This window comes from Rhodococcus sp. PAMC28707, assembly GCF_004795915.1.
Taxonomy (GTDB): Bacteria; Actinomycetota; Actinomycetes; order Mycobacteriales; family Mycobacteriaceae; genus Rhodococcoides.
Window position 1 is genome coordinate 1,239,631 of record NZ_CP039253.1, and the last position, 22,361, is coordinate 1,261,991.

Here is a 22,361-nt window from a genome sequence, read left to right on the forward strand (position 1 = left end):
TCACTCCGGTTGCCGCTCCGCATCGAGTTGGGTGACGAGCGTTCTCGGCGCGACGGTGCGGTAAGCATCCTCGACGATATCGGCGATCTGCTCCCAGTCCTGTTCGACGTCGAGGTACACCCCGATCCAGCCGCGACCGCCGACGTACGGTGGATCGTAGAATCGAATCCCATCACGAGCGATCCAATCCTGTTGTGCCCCTGCAGGTGCTGCGGCCACGAACCCGATGCGGTCGTCGTGATGATGGTCGGCGAACATGACGAATTGCGGTGACTTACGGACGAACCATGCAGGCTCGCCGTGACTGACGCGTTCGGTCGCCTCCGGCAGCGCCATGCACAGCGCGCGCAACATCAGCAGTGGCTCGGCGGCCTCTGGTGTCGGTCGATCGAGCATCCTTCAGCCTCCCTGGCAGGTATCGCTTGCGGGTTGGCCCGCGAAACGAGCGCTGAGCCACTCCACTGCGTCGTTCGTCGCGCCTTCATCGGAATGACCCTGGTCCGGCGATCGACGAAGTTCGACGACGTCACCCATCGAGCATGCCTGGGTGACGGCGTCCTGTGTCCATTTCGGGTCGATCAGTTGATCCTGCTCGCCGACGACGACCAACAGCGGGACCGCAGTCGGGGTTCGTGGCAGTGCTACCGAGCGCAGCCAGTCGACCATCGTGATACGTGCGGCCTCGGTAGTGGGCTCAGCGTCGCCCGGCATCAATCGCGTTGCTGCTTCCGCCTTCTGAAAACCGAGCAGGTCCGTGCACGCCGTCAGGGCCCGCCGATCTGTCACCAGGGCGCCGCTGATGTAGTCCGAGTCGGAAACGTCCGGCTGTCGTGAGCGGAGCCCGTCCACCAGAAAAGGGACCAACAGCATTCGAGCGAGAGTGTTCGACGCGCCGATATCGAACATCGGGGCGAGATCGAGCGCAGGCGACAGCGCAGCACTGCCGACGAGATCGAGACCGTCGCCGTAGTCCGTGCGCTCGGCAGCGGCCCACACCGCTTGTCCACCTTGCGAGTTGCCGACGGCACCCCACCTGTTTCCGGCATCGGGCACGACATTGCGTGCTGCTCGGACGGCATCGACGATGTTTTGGGCCGCTGCATCGGGATCGAGATAGGGATGCTCCCCCGGCGTCCCGAGGCCTTCGTAATCGGTCACCGTGACCACCATGCCGCGTTCGAGGAACGGCGTTACCGTGCCGATGGTGCCCAACAGGTTCGGGTAGAGCGAGGGCGCGCACTCGTCCGTGACCCCGGTCGTGCCGTGCCCGACGGACACGATCGGCCAACCGCCTGCAGGTGGTGCCCCTTTCGGCACGAACACCACTCCCGACACCTCGGTGCCGGTATCACCTGTTCCCGATGTCGACCGATACACGACGCGGGTGGCGGTGGCACCGAGGACGCGGACCGCAAAATCGGTATGCCCCATCTCGACCGATGAGACGATCGAACCGCGCTCGGCGCCTACGGGCGCAGCGGGAGCGGGAGCGGGTGGGAGTGTCACCGCTCGGGGCTGAGCGCAGGCCGTCAGGGTCAGCACCGAGAGAGTCAGCGCCGAAAAGGCCGCCATTATCGTCTTACGCATCTACCTGTTCCTACGATCGATGCGAGCCTCGGCGGCAGCCTCTTCGACGTCGAGACCGTCGAGGACGTCTCGAAGAACCTCGTCGTCGAGTTCGCCGGAGTCTCGCGCTTGGACAAGGGCGGCACGCTGCGCCACCAGAACGTTTCGGCGAAGCGCGTCGAACAGTGCCCCTGCAGCGGCTGCCCGTTCCTCATGGTCCTCGGTTTCGTCGGCGTCCATTCGGGCGCGGACTGATCTTCGCACTCGTTCGAGAACGGCATCGACGGATTCTGCACTCACACCCGGAAGGCCCTCGCGCGCAGCGGCTGTCATGTACTTTTCGGCCGATGTGCGGGAGATGGCCCTCGCGAGAGCCCACTGCTCGTCGTGCTGCTGCTGCTCGAGTGGGTCGGCAACGTCCAAGCGACGAATCAGATGCGGAAGCGTCAACCCTTGGATCAGCAAGGTGCCGACCGCGACGACGAAGGCAACGGCTTGGATGACTCCACGCCCGGGGAACGGATCTCCTGCGTCCGTGACGAGCGGAACACCGGCCGCCGCAGCAAGTGTCACCACGCCGCGCATCCCGGCCCACGACAGGACGAGGTTTTGGCGCCACGTCAGGCCGGGCGCGTCGGAGTTCTCGGGTTTGTTCTTGCGCACCAATTTTTGCACCAGGATCCGGCGACCGGTGTTGAGAAATATCCACCCTGGACGCACGGCGATGACGAAGGCGAGAATCACGAGCGCATACGCGAAGATATGCAGCACCGGCAGGCCGTCCGCTCGAACGTCCTCGATGACGAACTTCAGTTGCAAACCCATGTAGGCGAACACGAACGCCTCGAGCAGAAGGTCGAGCGTCGGCCACACCTGACGTTCCTGAATTCTGGTTGTCACCGCGACATCGGCCGTCACGCGGCCCAACACGAAACCAGCTGTGACGACGGCCAACACACCCGAGGCGTGAATCTCCTCGGCGGCCAGATACGCCGCAAAGGGAAGCACGAGCCCGAGGACGGTCTCGAGCGCCGAGTCCTGAATCCGAGACCGGACGAACCGCACTATGCCTGCAAGAACGAGGCCGACGAGGACACCACCGACGATCTCGTATGCGAAGAACAGGACCGGTGAGTCGATGGCGATGCGTTGCCCGGTCACCGAGGCGACCGCCAAGGTGAACAGCGTCAACGCTGCGGCATCGTTGACGAGGCTTTCCCCGGTGAGAATCGCCATCATCCGGGACGGCAGCCCGAGCTTACGGCCCACCGCGATGGCAGCCACGGCATCGGGCGGGGCGACGACTGCCCCCAGCACGAGCGCCGCTCCGAGCGTGAATTCCGGCACCAGCCAGTTGGCGAAGTAACCGACGGCAAAGGTCGTGACGAGAACCATCACGATCCCGAGCCGCAGAATGTGCGCAAGGTTCTTACGGAAACTGACGAACGAGAAGTTCAGTGCCGCCGAATACAGCAACGGCGGCAGTACGACGCCGAGGATCAGTTGCGGTGCGAGCGTCACGTGCGGCACGCCCGGGATGAACGATGCAACGGACCCCACTGCGACCAGAACCAGCGGAACCTGGAGGTCGAGACGCTTGGCGAACCCAGCGACGGCAACAGCGGCGATGACGACGAGAAGCAGGATGGGTCCGTCCACAGCTAGATTGTGCCGTCCACCGAGCGCGAATCCATTACTTGTCCGGAATGGCGTTCTTTGCGGCGTCCTGGACCTTGTCGATCTGGTCGGCGTACTTTCCGCCGGTCTTCTTGTCGACGAAGTCTCCAGCTTTGTCCACGGCCTGCTCGATCTTGTCCGAGTTCTCGGCGGCAGCTTTCTGCCCCTTTTCGATAAGGCCCTTCATCGAATCTGCAAAACTCATGACCGCTCCTTTTCGTACGTGGATAGGCAACAAGACTACGTCGCTCCGCCCACCGGCATGGCACCGAACAGTCGACGCTTTTCACCGTGCAGAGCGGCACTGATCCACCAGGCGGCCTCGACCGCGACGATACCCACGGCCCCGATGACGATCGCCGACGTGGTCATAGCGACGTTCGACGGGTCGAGCTTGAAGAACGTGCGGCAGAACGGAATGGTGAACAGCAGTAGGTAGCCGACTACCGATCCCGCGAGCAGCGCGATCTTCCACCACACGTACGGTCTGGCGACGACCGCGAGCACCCATAACGCGATCATGATCAAGGTGATCAATGCTGTCGTACTCGCCTGGATGGTTTGCGCTTCGGTGGCGTCGGCGCCCTGGTAGGCGAGTAGATACGACACGAACGTTGCGACACCGACGATCACTCCAGAGGGAATCGCCAAACGCATCACACGGGATACGAAGCCGGTTCGGGCACGCTCGTTGTTGGGCGCAAGAGAGAGAACGAATGCCGGAATACCGATCGTGAACCAGGCCGCAATGGTCACGTGCCGCGGGAGGAACGGATACGGAATCGGTTCGAAGTGGAAGATCTGCGACAACACCCCGGTCAGCCCGATGAGGAACGCCAGCAACACCGAGTAGACGGTCTTGGTCAGAAACAAGTTCGATACGCGCTCGATGTTGCCGATCACCCGGCGACCTTCACCGACCACATACGGCAGTGTCGCGAACTTGTTGTCCAACAACACGATCTGCGCGACGGCACGAGTTGCCGCGCTACCCGAACCCATAGCCACACCGATGTCGGCATCCTTGAGGGCGAGTACGTCGTTGACTCCGTCACCGGTCATCGCGACGGTGTGCCCGCGCGACTGCAGCGCGCCGACCATCGCTCGTTTCTGATCCGGCCGCACCCGTCCGAAAGTCGTCGAATTCTCGACGGTGTCGGCCAACTCTTCCGAATTCTCCGGCAGATCGCGTCCATCGATCGGCGAACTTGTCAGACCGAGCGAACTGGCGACAGCCCCGACCGAGACCGCATTGTCACCGGAGATGACCTTGACGGCAACGGACTGGCTTGCGAAGAATTCGAGTGTTTCACGGGCATCCGTGCGCACCTTCTGCTCGAGAACGATCAAGGCGCGGGGCGTCACCTCGCCCGGGGCGGAGGGGTCGTCGACGGGGAGGTTGCTGCTCGCCAACAACAGGACCCGCAGGCCGGCCGATCCGGCTTCCTCGGCGGCCCGCGCGGTGTCCGATTGCGGGTCGAGCAGGACATCCGGCGCGCCGAGCAGCCAATTCCCCTTGTCGCCGTAAGACAATCCGCTCCATTTCTTTGCCGAGGAAAACGGAGCCACCGCGGTCTGCGTCCAACCGGGAGCGTCGGGGTACGCCTCGGCAATGGCGAGCACGCTCGCGTTCGGCCGAGGATCGTCCTTCGCCAGCGCCGCGAGAACCGGCGGCAGGACCTCGGCATCACCGGGATCGACGACCCGCAGTTCCGCCAGCCGCATACCGTTCTCGGTGAGCGTTCCTGTCTTGTCGGCGCACACCACATCCACGCGCGCTAGACCCTCGATCGCGGGCAGTTCCTGCACAAGACATTGCCGCCGGCCGAGTCGGACCACTCCGACGGCGAAGGCGATCGAGGTCATCAGCACCAGACCCTCGGGAACCATCGGAACCAACGCCGCGACCATGCCGTTCAGCGCAGGTCCGAGAGACTGTCCGCTCGAGAACAACTGGTTGTAGATGATCAGGGCGCCCGCCGGAATCATCAGATAGGTGATGAATTTCAAAATCTTGTCGATGCCGCTACGCAGTTCGGAATGTACGAGCGTGAACTTGCTCGCCTCGTCGGCAAGCTTGGCGGCATAAGCATCGTGACCGACCTTCGTCGCCCGATAGGCACCACTCCCAGCGACGACGAAACTCCCCGACAACACCTCGCCGTCGACCTGCTTGTGAATGGTGTCGGCCTCTCCGGTCAACAGCGATTCGTCGATCTCGAGACTGTCCGATTCGATCGCCACCCCGTCCACGACGATCTGATCACCCGAACCCAGCTCGATGATGTCACCGAGCACCACCTCGTCCGGCGCGACTTCCCTGGACCGACCATCACGCCTGACGACCGGTTTGCTCTGCCCGACGATCGCAAGCGCGTCGAGAGTTCTCTTGGCCCGAATCTCCTGAATGATGCCGATGCCACTGTTCGCGACGATCAGCAGCCCGAACATGCCGTCGATGATCGAACCCGTCGACAGCACGATGGCCAGCAGAACACCCAAAATCGCGTTGATGCGGGTGAAGACGTTGCCACGAACGATTTCCTTGACAGACCGGCTCGCGCGGGCCGGGACGTCGTTGGACTTGCCCTCGGATCGAAGTGTCGCCACCTCTGCTTCGGTGAGTCCGTTCTCGCGCTGCGCGTCCGTTTCGATCGACATGGCAGTAAGACTAGGCCGTCGAGAAGTAAGACTGGGCCGTCGAGAAGTAAGACTGGGCCGTCGATCAGCCCAGCCGAGCCCACCAACGGTCGTCGACCGACCCCCGCGCGAGGTCTACCCGTTGGCCAGGCATCGGTACCGCAACCTTCACGTCCGACTGCTCGGCTGCCGCGGTCAATCGGACGATCGGCTCCGACCACGGATGGAACGCCAAATTGAATGTCGCCCAATGCACCGGGACGAGAACGTCGCCGCCGAGGTCTCCGTGAGCGCGCACCGCTTCCTCGGGATTCATGTGAATGTCCGCCCAGCGTGGGTCGTAGGCCCCGACCGGTAACAACGTGAGATCGAACGGGCCGTACTTGGCACCGATCTCGGCGAATTTGGTGGTGTATCCGGTGTCGCCGCCGAAGAAGACGCGGTGCGAGGCGCCGGCGAAGGCCCACGACGCCCACTGCGTCAGATCCCGCCTGAGCCCACGTCCGGAGAAGTGCCGCGCCTCGGTGCACGTGATCGTCAGCCCGGCGACCTCGATCTGCTCGTCCCAATCCAGCTCGATGATTCGGTCCTGAGGAATTTGCCACCGAAGAAGGTGAGCACCGATCCCGAGCGGTACGACGAACGGTGCATCGTGCAGGCCCGCGAGCTGCTGCACGGTCGCCTTGTCGAGATGGTCGTAATGATCGTGGGAAATGACGATCACGTCGACACGTGGTAACGCGTCGAGCGGCGCAGGGCTCGGATGCAATCGCGCGGGTCCGACGACCGTGGACGGAGATACCCGGTTGCTCCACACTGGATCGGCCAACACACGGACCCCGTCGACCTCGATGAGGACGCTCGAATGGCCGTACCAGGTCACTGCGATATCGCCGGCATCGACGGGCGCGATCAACGGGGCGAGCGGAACCGGACGGCTCGGCCGCCCCTGCGAACGACCGCGCATCAGCGACCGCAGGATCGACTCGTCGCCACCTCCGGTGAAGCTCGAACTCGGCTCGGAGTTGTGGAAACGTCGGTCACGATATCGCGAGGACCCCGCGGCATACGGGGCGATCTTGGCGGTCCCGGCTCCCAGTTGCGCCGGCAAACCCCAGGCAGCCCTGGTCAGCCAGGCCGCACCGGCAGCCGCGAGCGCGATCGGCACTATCGTTTTCTTCGTCACCGCACCACAGTAGGTCAGCCGCGCTTCGCGCGAGGTGCGGCCAGCTCGCCAGATGCGCGCAGACGTAGCCTTGCACTAGAATATTTGCTTACCGTTTGCCCTAGAAGGAGATCTCACTTACCCATGACCACGGAACAGCGGGAATTTCAGGCGGAGACGCGACAACTCCTCGACTTGATGGTTCACTCCATCTACTCCAACAAGGACAGCTTTCTACGCGAGCTGATTTCCAACTCCTCCGATGCACTCGACAAGCTGCGCCTCGAGTCATATCAGAACAAAGACCTCGACGTCGACGTCTCCGATCTACACATCGAGCTCGACATCGACAAAGAGGCACGCACACTCACCATCCGCGACAACGGCATCGGCATGTCGCGCGCTGAGGTCATCGACCTCATCGGCACGCTCGCCAAGTCGGGCACCGCAGAAGTACGCAAGAAGCTCAAGGAAGCCAAGGACGCAGCTGCCTCCGAAGAGCTGATCGGGCAGTTCGGAATCGGCTTCTACTCCACGTTCATGGTCGCCGAGAAGGTGACACTGCTGACGCGTCGGGCAGGCGAGGCCACGGCAACCAAGTGGGAGTCCACCGGCGAGGGCACCTACGAGATCAGCGACGTCGAGGACGCACCTCAGGGCAGCTCGGTGACTCTGCACCTCAAGCCTGCCGACGAGGAGGACCATCTCCACGACTACGCAGACGAGCGCAAGGTCAAGGAACTCGTCAAGAAGTACTCCGACTTCATCGCCTGGCCCATCCGCATCGACGTGGAGAAGAGGGTCACGAGTCCGAAGGACGAGAACGGCGAGGGTGGCGAAGAGACCGTCACGATCGAGACGGAAACCGTCAACTCCCAGAAGGCGCTGTGGACCCGCTCCAAGGACGAAGTGTCCGAAGAGGAGTACAAGGAGTTCTACAAGCATGTGAGCCACGCCTGGGACGAGCCACTCGAGGTCATCCCATTCAAGGCCGAGGGTACCTTCGAATACCAAGCGCTGCTGTTCATTCCGTCGCAGGCACCGTTCGACCTGTTCATGCGCGAGGGCAAGACCGGCGTACATCTGTACGTCAAGCGCGTCTTCATCATGGACGACTGCGAAGAGTTGATGCCCGAGTACCTGCGTTTCGTTCGCGGTGTCGTCGACGCAGCCGATCTCTCGCTCAACGTCTCCCGCGAAATCCTGCAGCAGGACAGGCAGATTCGCGCGATCCGTCGTCGCCTCACCCGTAAGGTGCTCGCGACGATCAAGGAAATGCAGGCCGAGCAGCCCGAGAAGTACAAGACCTTCTGGTCACAGTTCGGTCGCGCGATCAAGGAAGGCCTGATCTCGGACAACGACAACCGCGAAACCCTCTTGGGCATTTCATCTTTCGCTTCCACGAACTCCGAGGACGGCGTCACGACGCTGGCAGAGTACGTCGACCGCATGAAGGACGGCCAGGAGCAGATCTACTACATGACGGGCGAATCCCGTTCGCAGATCGAAAGCTCCCCACACATGGAGGCCTTCAAAGCGCGCGGCCTCGAAGTGCTGTTGCTGACCGACTCGGTCGACGAAGTGTGGGTCGGAAACGTCCCCGACTTCGACGGCAAGGAGTTCCAGTCGATCTCCAAGGGCGAGGTCGACCTGGACACCGAGGAGGAGAAAAAGGAGGCCGAGGCCCAGCGCGAAGAGCAGGACAAGGACTTCGCCGACCTACTGACGTGGATGACCGAGACTCTCGGTGACGAGGTGAAAGAGGTTCGCCTCTCTTCACGTCTGACCACTTCACCGGCCTGTGTCGTCGGCGACGAGTTCAGCTTCTCGCCGCAACTCGAGAAGATGTACAAGGCGTCGGGACAGTTCCTTCCGCCGTCCAAGCGCATCCTCGAACTCAACCCGGTTCACGATCTGGTGACGGGTCTGAAGAAGGCGCGTGAGGATCGCAGCGAGGACCCGACCCTTGCAGAGACAGCCGAGTTGCTTTATGCGACAGCATTACTCGCTGAGGGCACCGAACTCAAGGATCCTGCCAAGTTCTCGCGCTTGCTTGCCGATCGGTTGACGCGGACGGTCTAGTCGGCTCGGTGAGTGTGCCGCTGTCGCGCTGACCGCGCACTATTTTTCTCGAGTGAACCCCCTTGATCTCGGAAGAGCTTGGGGGTTCACTCGATAAAAAAGGTGTTCACTTACCCCGGCGATACACGTTCACGCGCACAGTAGAGAAAAATTGGTCAACTCCGACCGCAGATTGTTCAGCGCTCGGTGCTGCGCCACCCGAACCGCCCCGGCGGTCATATTCAGGGCGCGGCCTGTCTCCGGGGCCGTCATTCCCCACACGACGCGCATCAGAATGATTTTTCGATGCTGCGGCGACAGGGTGTCCATCAACGCCTGCGCGTGACTCTGCAATTCGGTTTCCAGAACGCGGTCCTCGGGCGTTTCCTCGGACACCAATTCATCGGTGACCGTTTCGAGCGAGTAGGCCCGCCGAACCGCTGTTCTTCGACCCGCGTCGGCCAGTTTGTGTGCCGCGATCCCGAACACGAACGCCATGAAGGGCCGCCCCATGTCGCGATATTTGGGAACGGCAGTCACCAACGCCAGGCATACGTCCTGCACGACGTCGTCGGCCGAGACATCCAGATTGCCCAACCGTACCGCGCAGTAACGCTTCAGGCGCGGCTGCACCAGTTCGAGCACCTTGCCGAGCGCTACGCGGTCTCCGGCTACCGCCAGCACCACCTGCGCCTCGAGCAACTCTGCGACGTCGACATCGGTCATCGCCTCGTCCTCCCTGCTCACCCTGCGCCTGTATGTAGTTCGATCCTGTGCGGTCGATGGTTTGGTCGATACCCACCCGAGGGTGAAAATCGTGACCCCTGGGGTGCGGACCTACCCCCTCTCAGGTGCGTTCCGAAGCCTCGAGCGCCGCGGCACAGTGATGTAGGTAACACACGTGGGGGTTCCCGCGAATCACCTGTAGAGACCATCGAAGACATCGGAGTCCCCCATGAACGAGCAGCGCAGGCGCAGCACAGTCGTCACAGACGACGGCACCACGCTGGCCGTACACGAGAGCGGACGCCTCGATGCCGACCTGACAGTGGTGTTCGTGCACGGTCACTGCCTACGGATGGAATCCTGGTTCGACGTCCGAGACGAACTCGAGCAGTCATGGGGAGCAGACGTTCGGATGGTCTTCTACGACCACCGCGGGCATGGTGCGTCCGGGTCCGCCGACGCCGAGTCCTACACGATAGACACTCTCGGCCGCGACCTCGGAGCAGTGGTACGAGCAGTGGTCCCGACCGGCAGATACGTGATCGTCGGGCACTCGATGGGCGGAATGACCACGATGTCCTACGCCCGTCAGCACCTCGGCGAAGTAGGCGAACGCCTGGTGGGCGTTGGATTGGTCGCCACCGCATCCTCGGGGTTGGCCGAGGAGGGCCTCGGCGTCTGCCTCGCACATCCGCTGCTCGCGATGTTCCAGTCCGCGGTTCGACGTGCCCCGTCGATCATGGGGATCACCAAGCGCATGAGCCGGGGGGTGTGCGCCCCCATCGTCCGGGCCGCCGGGTGCGGATCCCGCCGCGTCAGACCACGGGTCGTCGCACTGGCGACAGCGATGCTCAACGACACCTCCGTCGTCACGATGGCAGGATTCCTCGGTTCACTGCACGACTTCGACGAGAGAAACAGCCTCGCTGCCCTGGCCGTCGTACCGACCTTCGTGCTGTGTGGGTCCGAGGACTTGATGACGCCCATCCGCCACTCGCATGTCATTGCAGCCCTACTGCCCGCCGCCCGAATGGTGAGTATCGAGAACGCCGGGCACATGGTGATCCTCGAACGCGCAGCAGAAGTAGCCGACGCGATCCGTACTCTCGTCGTGGCAGCGGAGACCGCCGCAACCACTACCGGTGCCGCCCTACAGATCGCGTTGTGAGATGCCACCGCTCTGCAGGGCACGTTCGGCGAGCCTGACCCGCTTCTGATTCTGCGGTAAGTCCTCGACCCCGAACTTGGCGAACAACACGCGCAGGTGAGTCTTGACCGCATCGATGCTCAGGAAGATTTCCGCTGCTATCTGCTGATTCGACGACGGGTTTGCAAACGTCGCGTTGTGTTTGTAAGGCCTGCACAACGCGACGAGCACGGCACGTTGAGTGTCGGTCAGTGTCTTCGCTTTGGGGAGGTCCGCGGAGATGCGAGTGGCCTCGTCACGTAGTCCGGAGTAATCGTGGAAGGTCAGAGTCGATCCACCGACGCGGATCGTGTCCCCCTGCCGCAGACTTCTCCTGCCGGTGAGCCGGTCCCCGTTCAGGTAGGTGCCGTTCCTGGACAGTCCGTCGTCGACGAGAGTCCAGTGCGTTCCCATCCGTTCGATGGCCGCATGAAGCCGTGAGACCTCGTGATCGGTTTCGAACGCGATATCGGCCTGCGGGGAGCGTCCGACGGTGAGTCGGACGCGCTCGGGCGAGAGGATCACCTCGTGTCGCACGCCGTCGGACCCTTCGTACTGCAGGCGCGCATTATCTTCGGTGCTCACCACACCTCCCTCCGCTCCTTACCAGGACGTTCGTGAAAAGCATACGCACGCCGAACGGCCCGCCCCCAACATTCGGGAGCGGGCCGTTCAGGAAAGAAATCTATTTCTTGGCGGGCGGAGCGTTGAGGAGGGTGATGAACGGGCCTGCGTTCGCTGCGAGGGCACCGAGGCCACCGATAGCGGTTCCCGCGAGAGACGCTGTCGATCCGAGAAGCAGCGCGCCGCCGACACAGCCGGCCAAAGGTGCGAACCCGAACAGCAGGAGCGCCGGGGCGGAGACTGTTCCGGCAGCGAGAGCACCGAGGAGGCAGCCACCGACGATACCTGTTGCAGCGCCGAGGAACCCGCCGACGGAGGCGGTCAAACTCAGGTTGTCCTTGACCCCGGAGACTGCAGCAGGCAGATCCACCTGCTGCAGTCCGGGAAGCTGCGTGGAGACCGGCGTCGCGGAAACCGGTGAGACGTCGGCCGTCAGAACGGCATGGTTGCCGTCGATATCGGCGGCGACGGGATGGGAGAAGCCGTCGAATGCAAGGGCAAGCGGCACCGAATCGACCAGCGCGCCATCGGCGTCACGAACGACGAGGTGGTTGTTCTCATTACTGAGGCTTCCTGCCGAGGTATCGACGATTACCTGATTGCCGCTCTGGCTGACGTTCCAACCCACGGGAGCCGGGGCGGGCGCCGGATCTGCGTAGGACGTTCCCATAGCGGTCGTCATCGCTGCAATGACCAACGCAGATGTTGCCGCGAATCGTGTGAGCTTCATGTCCCTCGTCTTCCGATGCTCTGGCTTCCTGCCCAGGAACTCTGGGCTCGGCGAAAAAGCTACGGGACGTATGGGGACCGGAATGCGGCACGAGGATGTACTACTTCGTGCCAGAAGATGAACAACTCTCCACCTCTACGCTAATGGGACAGAAAGGATCTCGTGGTGCCACCCCGGCGAGAGGGACTGGTTGGTTCATTTACTTCTTGCCGAACAAACCCGGCCCATTGGATCCGCCGTGGCCGACGGCGAAGTCGTATGCCGACTCCGCATGTTCATGCTCGTCGAGACCGTCGGCCTCGTGCTGTGCATCGGCCCGGACACCCATGAACTTGCGCAGTCCGAGGGCGATGACGGCGGTGACAGTGCCGGTATAGGACATGACCGCGATCACTGCGACGAACTGCACCCACAGTTGGTGGAATCCGCCGCCGTACAGCAATCCGTCCACGCCCGCGGGCATCTCGGAACTGGCGAGCAGACCGATCATCAGGGTTCCGACGATCCCGCCGACTAGGTGCACGCCGACGACGTCGAGAGAATCGTCGTAGCCGAACCTGTATTTGAGTCCGATCGCCATCGCACAGAGCGCACCGGCGACGATGCCGATGCCCGCCGCACCGATTGGGGACACTGCAGTACACGAGGGCGTGATGGCAACGAGCCCCGCGACAGCGCCGGAGGCGGCACCGAACGATGTAGCCCGTCCGTCACGAATCTTTTCCACCACCAGCCACGCTGCCATCGACATCGCACCTGCGCCGAGAGTATTGACGAGTGCTACTGCAGCCACACCGTCGGCGGCGAATGCCGAACCGGCATTGAATCCGAACCACCCGAACCACAGCAGGCCCGCACCGAGCATGACGGCAGGGAGATTGTGTGGCCGCATGGCCTCTCGCGGCCATCCGCGGCGATTTCCCACCACGAGGGCGAGAACCAACCCTGCCATGCCCGCGTTGATTTCGACGGCGGTGCCTCCGGCAAAGTCGATTGCACCCAGCCTGTTCGATATCCACCCACCCGTCCGGGAGACGAGGCCGTCGATGGAGAACACCCAGTGCGCGACCGGGAAGTACACGAAGGTAGCCCAGAGTGCGGCGAACAGGACCCACGGAATGAAGCGCATACGGTCCGCGACAGCCCCGGAGATCAGCGCCACGGTAACCATCGCGAACCCGGCTTGAAACGCCGCGAATACGAGCGCAGGAATCGTGCCGACCAACGGGATCGATATCGAACCTGCTGCCGAGGTATAGACCCCACCGAGCAAGCCGTCGAAACCGGCGAAGGTCAGCGGGTTACCGATCCAGCCATCGATCACATTCTCGCCGAACACCATCGAGTATCCAAAGGCCAACCAGAGCACCCAGACGACAGCGATTGCGGACAGGCTCATCATCATCATGTTCAGAACGCTCTTCGCGCGAACCATCCCGCCGTAGAAGAACGCAAGACCGGGCGTCATCAACAGAACGAGAGCAGTGCACGCCAGCATCCATGCGGTATCGCCCGTGTCGGGCGCCCCGGTGATCACTTACCGAGGAACTTCGGCGGACGCTTCTCTTTGCGTGCAAGCCGGGCTTCACGCAAGTCTTCGCTCTTCCACGCGGCGCCGAACGCTTCCCACTGCTCGGGCTTCGGCTCGTCGTGCGCACCGTCGTCGTTGAAGACGAGCTTGAGGTGCCGCAATGCTAGCGGCGCAAGCTCGGTGATCGACTGCGCCCACTGCTGCGCGACGTCCGTTCCGCCGCGTTTGTTGGCGAGTCCGCTGTGATGTGCCTGTTCTGCGTGCAGACGTTCGCCACCGAGGAGAATCGTCCGCGCGACCGAACCGCCTGCGAGCGAGGAGAGCCGCTTGATGGTCCAGTTGTTCACCGCGATACCCAGGCGGGTCGACGGGATCTCGAAGTAAGCCCCGTCCGCGACGACCCGAAGATCGCTTGCGATGGCGAGCTGAGTACCGGCACCGACCGCTGGACCGTTGACCGCGGCGATGACCGGGATCGGGACATTCTGCACCGTATGCAGAAGCGTGTTCAGGGTCTCGGGGAAGTCGCTCGCGAACGCGTCACCACTGAGATCTGCGCCTGCACAGAAGCTCGAGCCCTGACCCGTGATGACGATTACCCGGGCGTCGCCGGCGACGGCATTTTCGATTCCCTCGCGCAGGGCCACACACAGTGCAGAATTGAGCGCGTTGCGGCGTTCCGGTCGCTGGAGTTCGAGTGTGACGACGTCGCCGTCACGAGTCTGTCCGATCATGGCCTAGACGTTACCCAGCTGCAGCGACAGTGATGCTGCGCGGGCTGATCTACTGGTCGATGTGATCGAAACGGATATTGCCGTGATCGGCGCAGGACAGGCCGGGCTGTCGGCCGGGTACCACCTGCATCGGGCAGGGCGGCAGGCCGAAGAAGACTTCGTGATGCTCGACCGGTATCCGGCACCAGGCGGAGCCTGGCAGTACCGCTGGCCTTCGTTGACGCTGAGCACCGTCAACAGGATCCACGGTCTGCCCGGCACGGAGTTCGCCGACACGTTGACGGGCGAGAATCCCGAGTCCGTCGTGGCAGCCGAGGCCGTGCCCCGCTACTACCGCGCCTACGAGGACAAGTTCGACCTTAGGGTGCGACGGCCGGTCACGGTGAACGTCGTCTGCGACCGCGGACCACGCTTCCGCATCGAAGCCGGTGAGACAGTTCTGTCGGCACGAGGATTGATCAATGTCACCGGCACGTGGGAGAAACCGTTCATCCCGCACTATCGGGGCGCCGAGTTGTTCACCGGCCGGCAATTGCATACGAAGGATTTTCGAACGGCCGGCGAACACGTCATCGTCGTCGGCGGTGGCATCTCGGCCGTCCAGCTGCTCGACGAGATTTCTCAGGTCACCAGCACGACATGGGTCACGCGTCGCGAGGCGAACTTCGCGAGGCGAACTTCGGACCCGAGGCCCGGCGGGCCGCGGTAACCGAGTTACTCGACGCACTGAACAGTAGTTAGAAATTTCAAGCAATCCAGCCACTTCTGCACTCGGTGTCATATACCTTCGAGCGTGTGTCCGACACGGACATCGTGCTGCACAACGCCCTCGTCCACTTCGGCGAAGCGTTCTGCACTCGAACTGATTTCACCGATAGACAACGAGGAAGCTCGATCATGGGAAAGCTCGACGGGAAAGTAGCCTTCATCACCGGTGCGGCGCGCGGCCAAGGCCGTAGCCACGCCATCAAGCTCGCGCAAGAAGGTGCCGACATCATCGCCGTCGACATCTGCGCACAGATCGATACGGTCCCCTACCCCCTGGCAACACCGGAAGATCTCGCGCAGACCGTCAAGGAGGTCGAGGCACTCGACCGGCGGATCATCGCCAAGGAAGTCGACGTCCGCGACTACGACGCGCTGAAGACCATCGTCGACGGGGCGGTCGCCGAATTGGGTCCGATCGACATCATTCTCGCCAATGCCGGTATCGCACCCCTGGGCGCCGTGAACCCGGATCACGTCAAGACCTTCCGAGACGTCGTCGAGGTCAACCTGTTCGGCACGTGGAACACCGTCCACGCGGGTGTACCTTCCATGATCGAGAAGGGTCAGGGCGGATCCATCGTCCTGACGAGTTCCACCCAGGGCCTGTCCGGTGCAGGCGGCACCGGATCGGGAGCGGCCGACGGTTACGCGGCAAGCAAGCACGCCCTCGTCGGGCTGATGCGTACGTTCACCAGTTGGCTGGCGCAGTACTCCATTCGAGTCAACAGTGTGCATCCGACGGGCGTGGGCACCCCGATGGTGCTCAACGAGGCCATGCAGAACTATCTCGTCACCAACCCCGAGGCCATTGCCCTGGCAGGCAATCTCCTGCCCGTCCCGATGATCGAGTCCATCGATATCAGCAACGCCATTGCCTGGCTCGTCTCGGACGAGGCCCGCTACGTCACGGGCGTCACACTGCCCATCGATGCCGGATACCTGGCGAAGTAGCGAGAACCCATGGCACAGCTCGACGGTAAGACCCAGCTCGCTCCGTTGTCGATCGTCGAGATTCGCCGCCGGATCGCGGCGCGCCTCGTCGGGCGAGAGCACGAACTCGATCTGCTGTTGGCCGCAGTTGCAGCCGGGCGGGACCTCCTGATCGAGGGTCCGCCCGGCACCAGCAAGAGCACTCTGCTCGGCGCGATCACCGCCGAGTGGAACATCCCGCTACTGTTCGTCGAGGGCAACGCGGACCTGACCCCCGCCCGAATCGTGGGCCACCACAACCCTGCCCGAGTTCTTCGCGAGGACTACAGCGAGGACAACTTCGTGCCTGGGCCGCTTGTCGAGGCCATGCGCACCGGTGGATTTCTCTACATCGAGGAGTTCAACCGCGCACCGGAAGACACCTTGAACACGCTGCTCACCGCAATGGCAGAGCGACGCATCGCCATCCCGCGTGTCGGCACCGTGCACGCCCTCCCGACGTTCCGTTTGATCGCATCGATGAATCCCTACGACAACGTCGGCACCACGCGATTGTCGACGAGCGTGCACGACCGGATGTGCAGACTCGCTATCGGGTACCAGGATGCCGAGGCGGAACGTGGAATCGTAGGCCTACGAACCGAATCCGACTCCCCACGCCTGATCGCAGATTCGGTGGCGATCACCCGAGCCACGCGCGAACACGAGGACATCACGCAGGGCAGCAGTGTGCGCGGCGCGATCGATCTGACCTTGATCGCGCAGCAGTTGGCTCTGCTCCGCTCCGTCGAACTCCCCGCGAGTACCGACGTCGAGCCCCCTCGTGATCTACCGGCGAGCTACCAGCAGGTGATGCTCGACGCGCTCCTTCTCGCACTGTCCGGACGCATCCACGTCGACGAGACTTCCGAGGCGACACCGGAGATGATTCTGCGCTCCATCTGGGAGGACCACTTTTTGCTCCGCCCCGCCGCAGCGGCACCCGGTTGAAGAGCCCTCACTGCCGACTCACCGGTCCGTAGGCCCGGAAACCGAGGCACCGGCGGTGCGTTGAAGCCGTTGCGGCGCAAGCCGAAACAACTTACCGAGTCGCCGTCACTGTTCCGTCCCGGCGGTGGGGCCGGTGCGGAACTGATCGCCGACGGACGTCCCGGGCAAGGGAAGACGGCCGGGGAGAACAACCCGTCGGCGCCGGGGCTCACCGAGGAAACTGCCGAGGTGATCGCACTCGCAGACGCCACCGCGCAAGAGTCGGCTTCGGACGCCGCGGCCCGAGCACGCGCTCGAAAGATCGCTGCTCGCTTGGCTGTTCGACGTCCCCGTCGCGACACTCATGCTCGACGCGGGGTCGGTGAACTGACTTCGCTCCGCTACCGGGGCAGCAGCGATGAGATCGACCTCGACCGCACGCTCGATGTGCTCGCTGCCATTCCGATGCCGGAGGACGACGACATCGTGGTACGAGAACGCCTGCACACCAAGCGGTCCGTCGTTCTCGTCGTCGACATCTCCGGATCGATGAAGGGCGAACGAGTGCGGACGGCCGCGGCGACCGTGGGCGCACTCGCAGGTGAACTGAATCGCGACAACCTTGCCGTGGTCGCATTCTGGTCCGATGCGGCCGTTCTCACGCGTTTCGGCGACCCGATGACGCCCCTCGGAATCCTCGATACCGTCCTGCGGATTCCGGCCCGCGGTCTGACCAACGTCCAGTTCGCGCTCGACACCGCGGCCGGGCTGCTACGGACGGTGTCCTCACCGGACTCGAGAGTGCTTCTACTTTCCGACTGCGTGCACAACGCCGGTCCCGATCCGCGCCCCACCGCGGCGAGGATTCCGCGCCTGGACGTCCTGCTCGACACCTCTGGTGAGAACGACGTCGACCTCGGCCACGACCTCGCTCGCCTCGGGCGCGGCCGTATCAAAGTCATCCGCACTTACCGCGACGTCGGCCCTGCATTGAGCGCACTGTTCGAGCGTTGACCGCACGGCGCCCGCCACCCTGACCTCTCTGGGCCAAAGCAACCGGCGGGCACCCTACGGCCGTAAATCACTTCAGGCGCTGAACCACCATCGCCATGCCCTGGCCACCGGCCGCGCACATGGTCTCGACGCCGATCTCCTTGTCACCCCAGGAGAGTGCGTTGAGCAGCGTCGCCGTCATCCGGGCTCCGGTCATACCGAACGGATGCCCGAGTGCAATAGCACCGCCGTGCACGTTCACCCGATCGACGTCGACTCCCAAGTCGCGGTAGCTGGGAATGACCTGTGCAGCAAAGGCTTCGTTGATCTCGAACAGGTCGACATCGCTGACGTTCAACCCTGCCGAAGCGACCGCCCGACGGGTAGCTTCCACCGGGCTCAAGCCCATGATTTCGGGAGATATTCCGGAAACCGAAGTCGACAGGATGCGCGCGAGCGGCTCGATCCCGAGGTCCTTGGCGCGCTGCTCGGACATGATGACCAGGGCCGCTGCGCCGTCGTTGACCGGGCAGCAGTTGCCTGCTGTGACTGTTCCATCCGGTCGGAAGACCGGCTTGAGCGTCGACAGCGAATCGACGTCGACACCGGCGCGGGGGCCGTCGTCGCGAGAAACCGTTTGTCCGTCCGGAGTCTGGACGGGGGTGATTTCACGATCGAAGAATCCGGAAGCGATGGACTCCTGCGCGCGTGCCTGGCTGAGCGCGGCGTACTCGTCCTGCTCACGACGGCTGATGGAACGAAGGCCTGCAACGTTTTCCGCGGTCTCGCCCATTGCGAGGTAGACATCGGGGACAAGCCCTTCCTCGCGTGGATCCGTCCACGTGCTGCCTGCCTGCGCTGCAGCGCGCTCTGCGGGTGCAGCAAACTTGCTGTTCTTGGTATCGGGCATTCCGTCGGACTTACCCAGTCCGAAACGCGAGACCATTTCCACACCACCGGAAATGAAGGCGTCGCCCTCGCCGGCACGAATGGCATGGAACGCCATCCGAGTGGTCTGAAGGCTGGAGGCGCAGTACCGCTGCACCGTGGTACCGGGCACGGTGTCGTAACCGAGAAGGACGGAAATCACGCGAGCGAGGCCGTAGCCCTGCTCGCCTGCGGGCTGTGCACAACCGATCATGATGTCGGTCAGTTCCCGCGGATCGAACGCCGGGATTTTGTCCAGTGCAGCATGAATGATGGTGGCGGCGAGATCATCGGCGCGAAGATCCTTGAGTGATCCCTTGCGTGCGCGCCCGATCGGTGAACGGGCGGCAGAGACGATGACAGCTTCGGGCACGTGGGGCTCCTGAAAGTGGGTTGAGTCGAAATCGATGGATGAGCAAAGGCAGTGCGAGCGTTCAGGCTCCGTACACGGGTGTCGGCGGTACGGCGCCACCGATCAGCTCGTCGACGACCGGTCCGAGTTCCTGCGGATCCCAACGGGCACCCTTGTCGATGACGGTCCCGTGGCGCCAACCGTCCGCGAGAGACACTTTGCCGCCCTCGACCTCGAAGACCCTTCCGGTGACATGAGCGGAAGCTGCGCTGCCCAGCCACACGACCAAGGGAGAGACGTTCTCCGGCGCCATCGCGTCGAAGCCTTCCTCAGGCGCCGCCATGGTCTCTGCCATCGCGCCTCCCGCACCGACGGTCATGCGCGTACGCGCAGCGGGTGCGATCGCGTTGACAGTGATTCCGTACCGAGCGAACTCGGCTGCGGCCTGGATGGTGAGCGTCGCGATTCCGGCTTTGGCCGCCGCGTAGTTCCCCTGTCCGATGCTGCCCAGCAGGCCTGCACCCGAACTGGTGTTGATGATGCGCGCATCGACGGCATTGCCTGCCTTCGCCTGTGCGCGCCAATAGGTGCTGGCATGACGCATCGGTGCGAAGTGTCCTTTGAGATGCACTCGGATGACCGCATCCCACTCTTCTTCGCTCATCGTCGCGAGCATGCGGTCACGCAGAAATCCACCGTTGTTGACAAGAACGTCGAGACGTCCGAAGCCATCGAGTGCCGTGTTCACGAGCCGCTCGGCACCGTCCCAGTCGGCAATGTCGTCTCCGTTGACCACAGCTTCACCGCCCGCGGCCCGAATGGTTTCGACGACCTGCTCAGCCGGGCTCTCCCCGGTCGGACGTCCATCTTTGCCTGGGTCGAAATCGTTGACGACAACTTTGGCGCCTGCGGCCGCGAAAGCCAAAGCGTGTGCGCGCCCCAAACCGCGGCCGGCTCCGGTCACGATTACAACGCGTCCCTCGAGCATGTCATTCACGTGTATGTCTCCTTGACGTTGCTGACGTGGAAGTCGATCGGTCGAGCTGCCGACAGCTCTCATGATTGCCGTGTTAGCGTACCAAGCAAGTGCTTGGTTGTTCAATCTGCCATTCGGCAACGAAATACGCTGAGCCTCCTCCATAGGATAATCTGCCAAGCAAGCGTTAGGTTAGGAGCCGAATGATCGAAGGACCGAGCACGACACCGGCAGCGCTCACTCGCGCCGCCCAGACCCATCCCGACCGTCTCGCGATCATCGACGGCGCTGTCAGCCTGACCTTCGCCCAGCTGCACGAGCAGGTAGAAGCATTCGCTTCCTCGCTCATTGCCGCTGGGGTCGAAGCAGGTGCGCGCGTTGCGATCTGGTCGCCGAATACCTACCACTGGATCGTGGCAGCGCTCGGTACCCATTGGGCAGGCGGCGTCGTCGTTCCCATCAACACCCGCTATACCGGCACCGAGGCCGCCGACATCATCGAACGTGTGCACGCCGCGGCCCTCGTAGTGGTCGGTGACTTTCTCGGTACCGATCGACTCGATCGACTGCGCGAGGCTGCACCCGAGTTGCAGGTACCGCTCGTCGTGCGAATCCCACTGAGCGGCACCGATCAGCCGAAACCCGGTGTCACCGACTGGGACGAATTCTTCGATATCGGTACCGCCGCGTCCCATGCAGAGGCCGACGTGCGCAGCGCAGCGGTCGACGCCGAATCCGTCTCCGATATTTTGTTCACTTCGGGCACCACAGGTCGCAGCAAAGGCGTGCTGAGCGCGCACCGTCAACTCATGTCAGTGGCGCAGTCCTGGACCGAGAACGCCGCACTCACCGCAGAAGACAACTACCTGATCATCAATCCGTTCTTTCACAGCTTCGGATACAAGGCAGGTTTCGTCACCGCGCTACTCGCCGGGGCCACAGTGATACCGATGGCAGTGTTCGATGTGGAGGCCGTGATGGCCATCGTGTCCGAGCAGCGAATCAGCGTCCTCCCCGGTGCGCCGACGATCTACCAGAGCATTCTCGATCACCCGCGGCGTGCCCACTACGACATGTCCAACCTTCGAATTGCCGTCACGGGTGCGGCCCCGGTCCCGGTGGCTCTGGTCGAACGGATGCAGACCGAACTGTCCTTCGATGCCGTCCTCACCGCCTACGGCCAGACCGAAGCGGTAGTGGCGACGATGTGTCGCATCGACGACGACCCGGTCACCGTGTCCACCTCGTCGGGACGCGCCACCGCAGGTTTCGAAATCCGAATCGGGGACCAGAACGAGATCCTCTTGCGTGGCCCCAACGTGATGCTCGGTTATCTGGACGATCCCGAGGCGACGGCCAAGACCATCGACTCGGATGGATGGCTGCATACCGGCGACGTCGGGGTCCTCGACGACCGCGGTTATCTCGACATAACCGACCGCCTCAAAGACATGTACATCAGCGGCGGATTCAACGTCTACCCGGCCGAAATCGAAGCGATGTTGCTGCGACTTCCCGGGGTGTACGAGGCAGCTGTGATCGGTGTACCCGACGAGCGGATGGGCGAGGTCGGCCGCGCCTACGTCGTCCTGGGGCCAGGCACCGATCTGTCCGAGGAGGCGATCGTCTCCTTCTGCAAGGACAAGCTAGCCGGCTTCAAAGCACCCCGGTCGGTGCAGTTCACGGGAGCTCTGCCTCGGAATGCGTCGGGCAAAGTGCTGAAAAACGAATTGCGCGAGAAGAAGTCGTGACCGAATAGCAGGAGTGTGAATCGAAAAGACCGGGACGGTGGCAATTGCCACCGTC

At 63.1% G+C, this 22,361-nt stretch carries 19 protein-coding genes and 1 pseudogene; 7 read left to right on the forward strand and 13 right to left on the reverse strand.

Annotated elements, in window-relative coordinates; translation table 11 throughout:
- The 6 genes from E5720_RS05570 to E5720_RS05595 form a co-directional block, all read right to left on the reverse strand.
- The gene (locus E5720_RS05570) at positions 1-396 is read right to left on the reverse strand and encodes an MmcQ/YjbR family DNA-binding protein (RefSeq protein WP_136169816.1); all 396 of its coding nucleotides are present in this window, start codon (positions 394-396) and stop codon (positions 1-3) included.
- Between the two features lie 3 nt (positions 397-399).
- Complete coding sequence (locus E5720_RS05575) at positions 400-1,587, reverse strand: lipase family protein (protein ID WP_136169817.1); 1,188 nt, start codon at positions 1,585-1,587, stop codon at positions 400-402.
- The gene (locus tag E5720_RS05580) at positions 1,588-3,225 is read right to left on the reverse strand and encodes a Na+/H+ antiporter (RefSeq protein ID WP_136169818.1); all 1,638 of its coding nucleotides are present in this window, start codon (positions 3,223-3,225) and stop codon (positions 1,588-1,590) included.
- A 34-nt stretch (positions 3,226-3,259) separates the two neighbouring features.
- A complete protein-coding gene (locus E5720_RS05585) occupies positions 3,260-3,448 on the reverse strand; it encodes an antitoxin (protein WP_136169819.1) in 189 nt (62 codons plus the stop codon).
- Between the two features lie 35 nt (positions 3,449-3,483).
- Entirely contained in the window at positions 3,484-5,904 is a 2,421-nt protein-coding gene (locus tag E5720_RS05590; RefSeq protein WP_136169820.1) for an HAD-IC family P-type ATPase, read from the reverse strand.
- A gap of 64 nt (positions 5,905-5,968) precedes the next feature.
- Complete coding sequence (locus E5720_RS05595) at positions 5,969-7,069, reverse strand: MBL fold metallo-hydrolase (protein ID WP_136169821.1); 1,101 nt, start codon at positions 7,067-7,069, stop codon at positions 5,969-5,971.
- 123 nt (positions 7,070-7,192) lie between these two features.
- On the opposite strand from E5720_RS05595, the gene htpG reads away from it, so the two are divergent.
- Positions 7,193-9,130, forward strand: a complete 1,938-nt coding sequence (gene htpG, locus E5720_RS05600; RefSeq protein ID WP_136169822.1) for a molecular chaperone HtpG — start codon at positions 7,193-7,195, stop codon at positions 9,128-9,130.
- A 129-nt stretch (positions 9,131-9,259) separates the two neighbouring features.
- Here the strand turns inward: htpG and shbA are convergent, their stop codons facing one another.
- Entirely contained in the window at positions 9,260-9,856 is a 597-nt protein-coding gene (shbA, locus tag E5720_RS05605; protein ID WP_348769846.1) for an RNA polymerase sigma factor ShbA, read from the reverse strand.
- Between the two features lie 208 nt (positions 9,857-10,064).
- On the opposite strand from shbA, the gene E5720_RS05610 reads away from it, so the two are divergent.
- Complete coding sequence (locus E5720_RS05610) at positions 10,065-11,003, forward strand: alpha/beta fold hydrolase (RefSeq protein ID WP_136169823.1); 939 nt, start codon at positions 10,065-10,067, stop codon at positions 11,001-11,003.
- Here E5720_RS05610 and E5720_RS05615 read toward each other — a convergent pair.
- The 4 genes from E5720_RS05615 to E5720_RS05630 form a co-directional block, all read right to left on the reverse strand.
- A complete protein-coding gene (locus E5720_RS05615; protein ID WP_247596294.1) occupies positions 10,986-11,582 on the reverse strand; it encodes an FHA domain-containing protein in 597 nt (198 codons plus the stop codon). The two genes, E5720_RS05610 and E5720_RS05615, sit on opposite strands and share 18 nt — an antisense overlap.
- 124 nt (positions 11,583-11,706) lie before the next feature.
- Positions 11,707-12,375, reverse strand: a complete 669-nt coding sequence (locus tag E5720_RS05620) for a hypothetical protein (protein ID WP_136169824.1) — start codon at positions 12,373-12,375, stop codon at positions 11,707-11,709.
- A 199-nt stretch (positions 12,376-12,574) separates the two neighbouring features.
- On the reverse strand, positions 12,575-13,873 hold the full coding sequence (locus E5720_RS05625) for an ammonium transporter (RefSeq protein ID WP_210730019.1): 1,299 nt from the start codon (positions 13,871-13,873) through the stop codon (positions 12,575-12,577).
- Positions 13,874-13,908: 35 nt separating this feature from the next.
- Entirely contained in the window at positions 13,909-14,640 is a 732-nt protein-coding gene (locus E5720_RS05630; protein WP_136169826.1) for an enoyl-CoA hydratase, read from the reverse strand.
- A gap of 61 nt (positions 14,641-14,701) precedes the next feature.
- On the opposite strand from E5720_RS05630, the pseudogene E5720_RS05635 reads away from it, so the two are divergent.
- From E5720_RS05635 to E5720_RS05650, 4 genes and pseudogenes are all read left to right on the forward strand, one after another.
- A pseudogene (locus E5720_RS05635) lies at positions 14,702-15,348 on the forward strand (NAD(P)-binding domain-containing protein); the annotation flags it as partial.
- Between the two features lie 189 nt (positions 15,349-15,537).
- Positions 15,538-16,359, forward strand: coding sequence for a mycofactocin-coupled SDR family oxidoreductase (locus E5720_RS05640; RefSeq protein ID WP_136172469.1), 822 nt, complete (start codon positions 15,538-15,540; stop codon positions 16,357-16,359).
- A gap of 9 nt (positions 16,360-16,368) precedes the next feature.
- Positions 16,369-17,328, forward strand: coding sequence for a MoxR family ATPase (locus tag E5720_RS05645; protein WP_136169828.1), 960 nt, complete (start codon positions 16,369-16,371; stop codon positions 17,326-17,328).
- 69 nt (positions 17,329-17,397) lie between these two features.
- Entirely contained in the window at positions 17,398-18,321 is a 924-nt protein-coding gene (locus E5720_RS05650) for a vWA domain-containing protein (protein WP_136172470.1), read from the forward strand.
- Positions 18,322-18,388: 67 nt separating this feature from the next.
- Here the strand turns inward: E5720_RS05650 and E5720_RS05655 are convergent, their stop codons facing one another.
- Both E5720_RS05655 and E5720_RS05660 read right to left on the reverse strand, forming a co-directional pair.
- The gene (locus E5720_RS05655; RefSeq protein ID WP_136169829.1) at positions 18,389-19,600 is read right to left on the reverse strand and encodes an acetyl-CoA C-acetyltransferase; all 1,212 of its coding nucleotides are present in this window, start codon (positions 19,598-19,600) and stop codon (positions 18,389-18,391) included.
- Positions 19,601-19,661: 61 nt separating this feature from the next.
- Positions 19,662-20,576, reverse strand: a complete 915-nt coding sequence (locus tag E5720_RS05660; RefSeq protein WP_136169830.1) for an SDR family oxidoreductase — start codon at positions 20,574-20,576, stop codon at positions 19,662-19,664.
- 182 nt (positions 20,577-20,758) lie between these two features.
- On the opposite strand from E5720_RS05660, the gene E5720_RS05665 reads away from it, so the two are divergent.
- Complete coding sequence (locus E5720_RS05665; RefSeq protein WP_136169831.1) at positions 20,759-22,306, forward strand: FadD3 family acyl-CoA ligase; 1,548 nt, start codon at positions 20,759-20,761, stop codon at positions 22,304-22,306.
- The last annotated feature ends 55 nt before the right edge of the window (positions 22,307-22,361 follow it).

Excerpts from the sequence above, each read along its gene's own strand:
- E5720_RS05570 (WP_136169816.1), bottom strand. The coding sequence starts at position 396 with ATGCTCGATCGACCGACACCAGAGGCCGCCGAGCCACTGCTGATGTTG.
- E5720_RS05575 (WP_136169817.1), bottom strand. The coding sequence starts at position 1,587 with ATGCGTAAGACGATAATGGCGGCCTTTTCGGCGCTGACTCTCTCGGTG.
- E5720_RS05585 (WP_136169819.1), bottom strand. The coding sequence starts at position 3,448 with ATGAGTTTTGCAGATTCGATGAAGGGCCTTATCGAAAAGGGGCAGAAA.
- E5720_RS05590 (WP_136169820.1), bottom strand. The coding sequence starts at position 5,904 with ATGTCGATCGAAACGGACGCGCAGCGCGAGAACGGACTCACCGAAGCA.
- htpG (WP_136169822.1), top strand. The coding sequence starts at position 7,193 with ATGACCACGGAACAGCGGGAATTTCAGGCGGAGACGCGACAACTCCTC.
- E5720_RS05610 (WP_136169823.1), top strand. The coding sequence starts at position 10,065 with ATGAACGAGCAGCGCAGGCGCAGCACAGTCGTCACAGACGACGGCACC.
- E5720_RS05620 (WP_136169824.1), bottom strand. The coding sequence starts at position 12,375 with ATGAAGCTCACACGATTCGCGGCAACATCTGCGTTGGTCATTGCAGCG.
- E5720_RS05625 (WP_210730019.1), bottom strand. The coding sequence starts at position 13,873 with ATGCTGGCGTGCACTGCTCTCGTTCTGTTGATGACGCCCGGTCTTGCG.
- E5720_RS05630 (WP_136169826.1), bottom strand. The coding sequence starts at position 14,640 with ATGATCGGACAGACTCGTGACGGCGACGTCGTCACACTCGAACTCCAG.
- E5720_RS05640 (WP_136172469.1), top strand. The coding sequence starts at position 15,538 with ATGGGAAAGCTCGACGGGAAAGTAGCCTTCATCACCGGTGCGGCGCGC.
- E5720_RS05645 (WP_136169828.1), top strand. The coding sequence starts at position 16,369 with ATGGCACAGCTCGACGGTAAGACCCAGCTCGCTCCGTTGTCGATCGTC.
- E5720_RS05665 (WP_136169831.1), top strand. The coding sequence starts at position 20,759 with ATGATCGAAGGACCGAGCACGACACCGGCAGCGCTCACTCGCGCCGCC.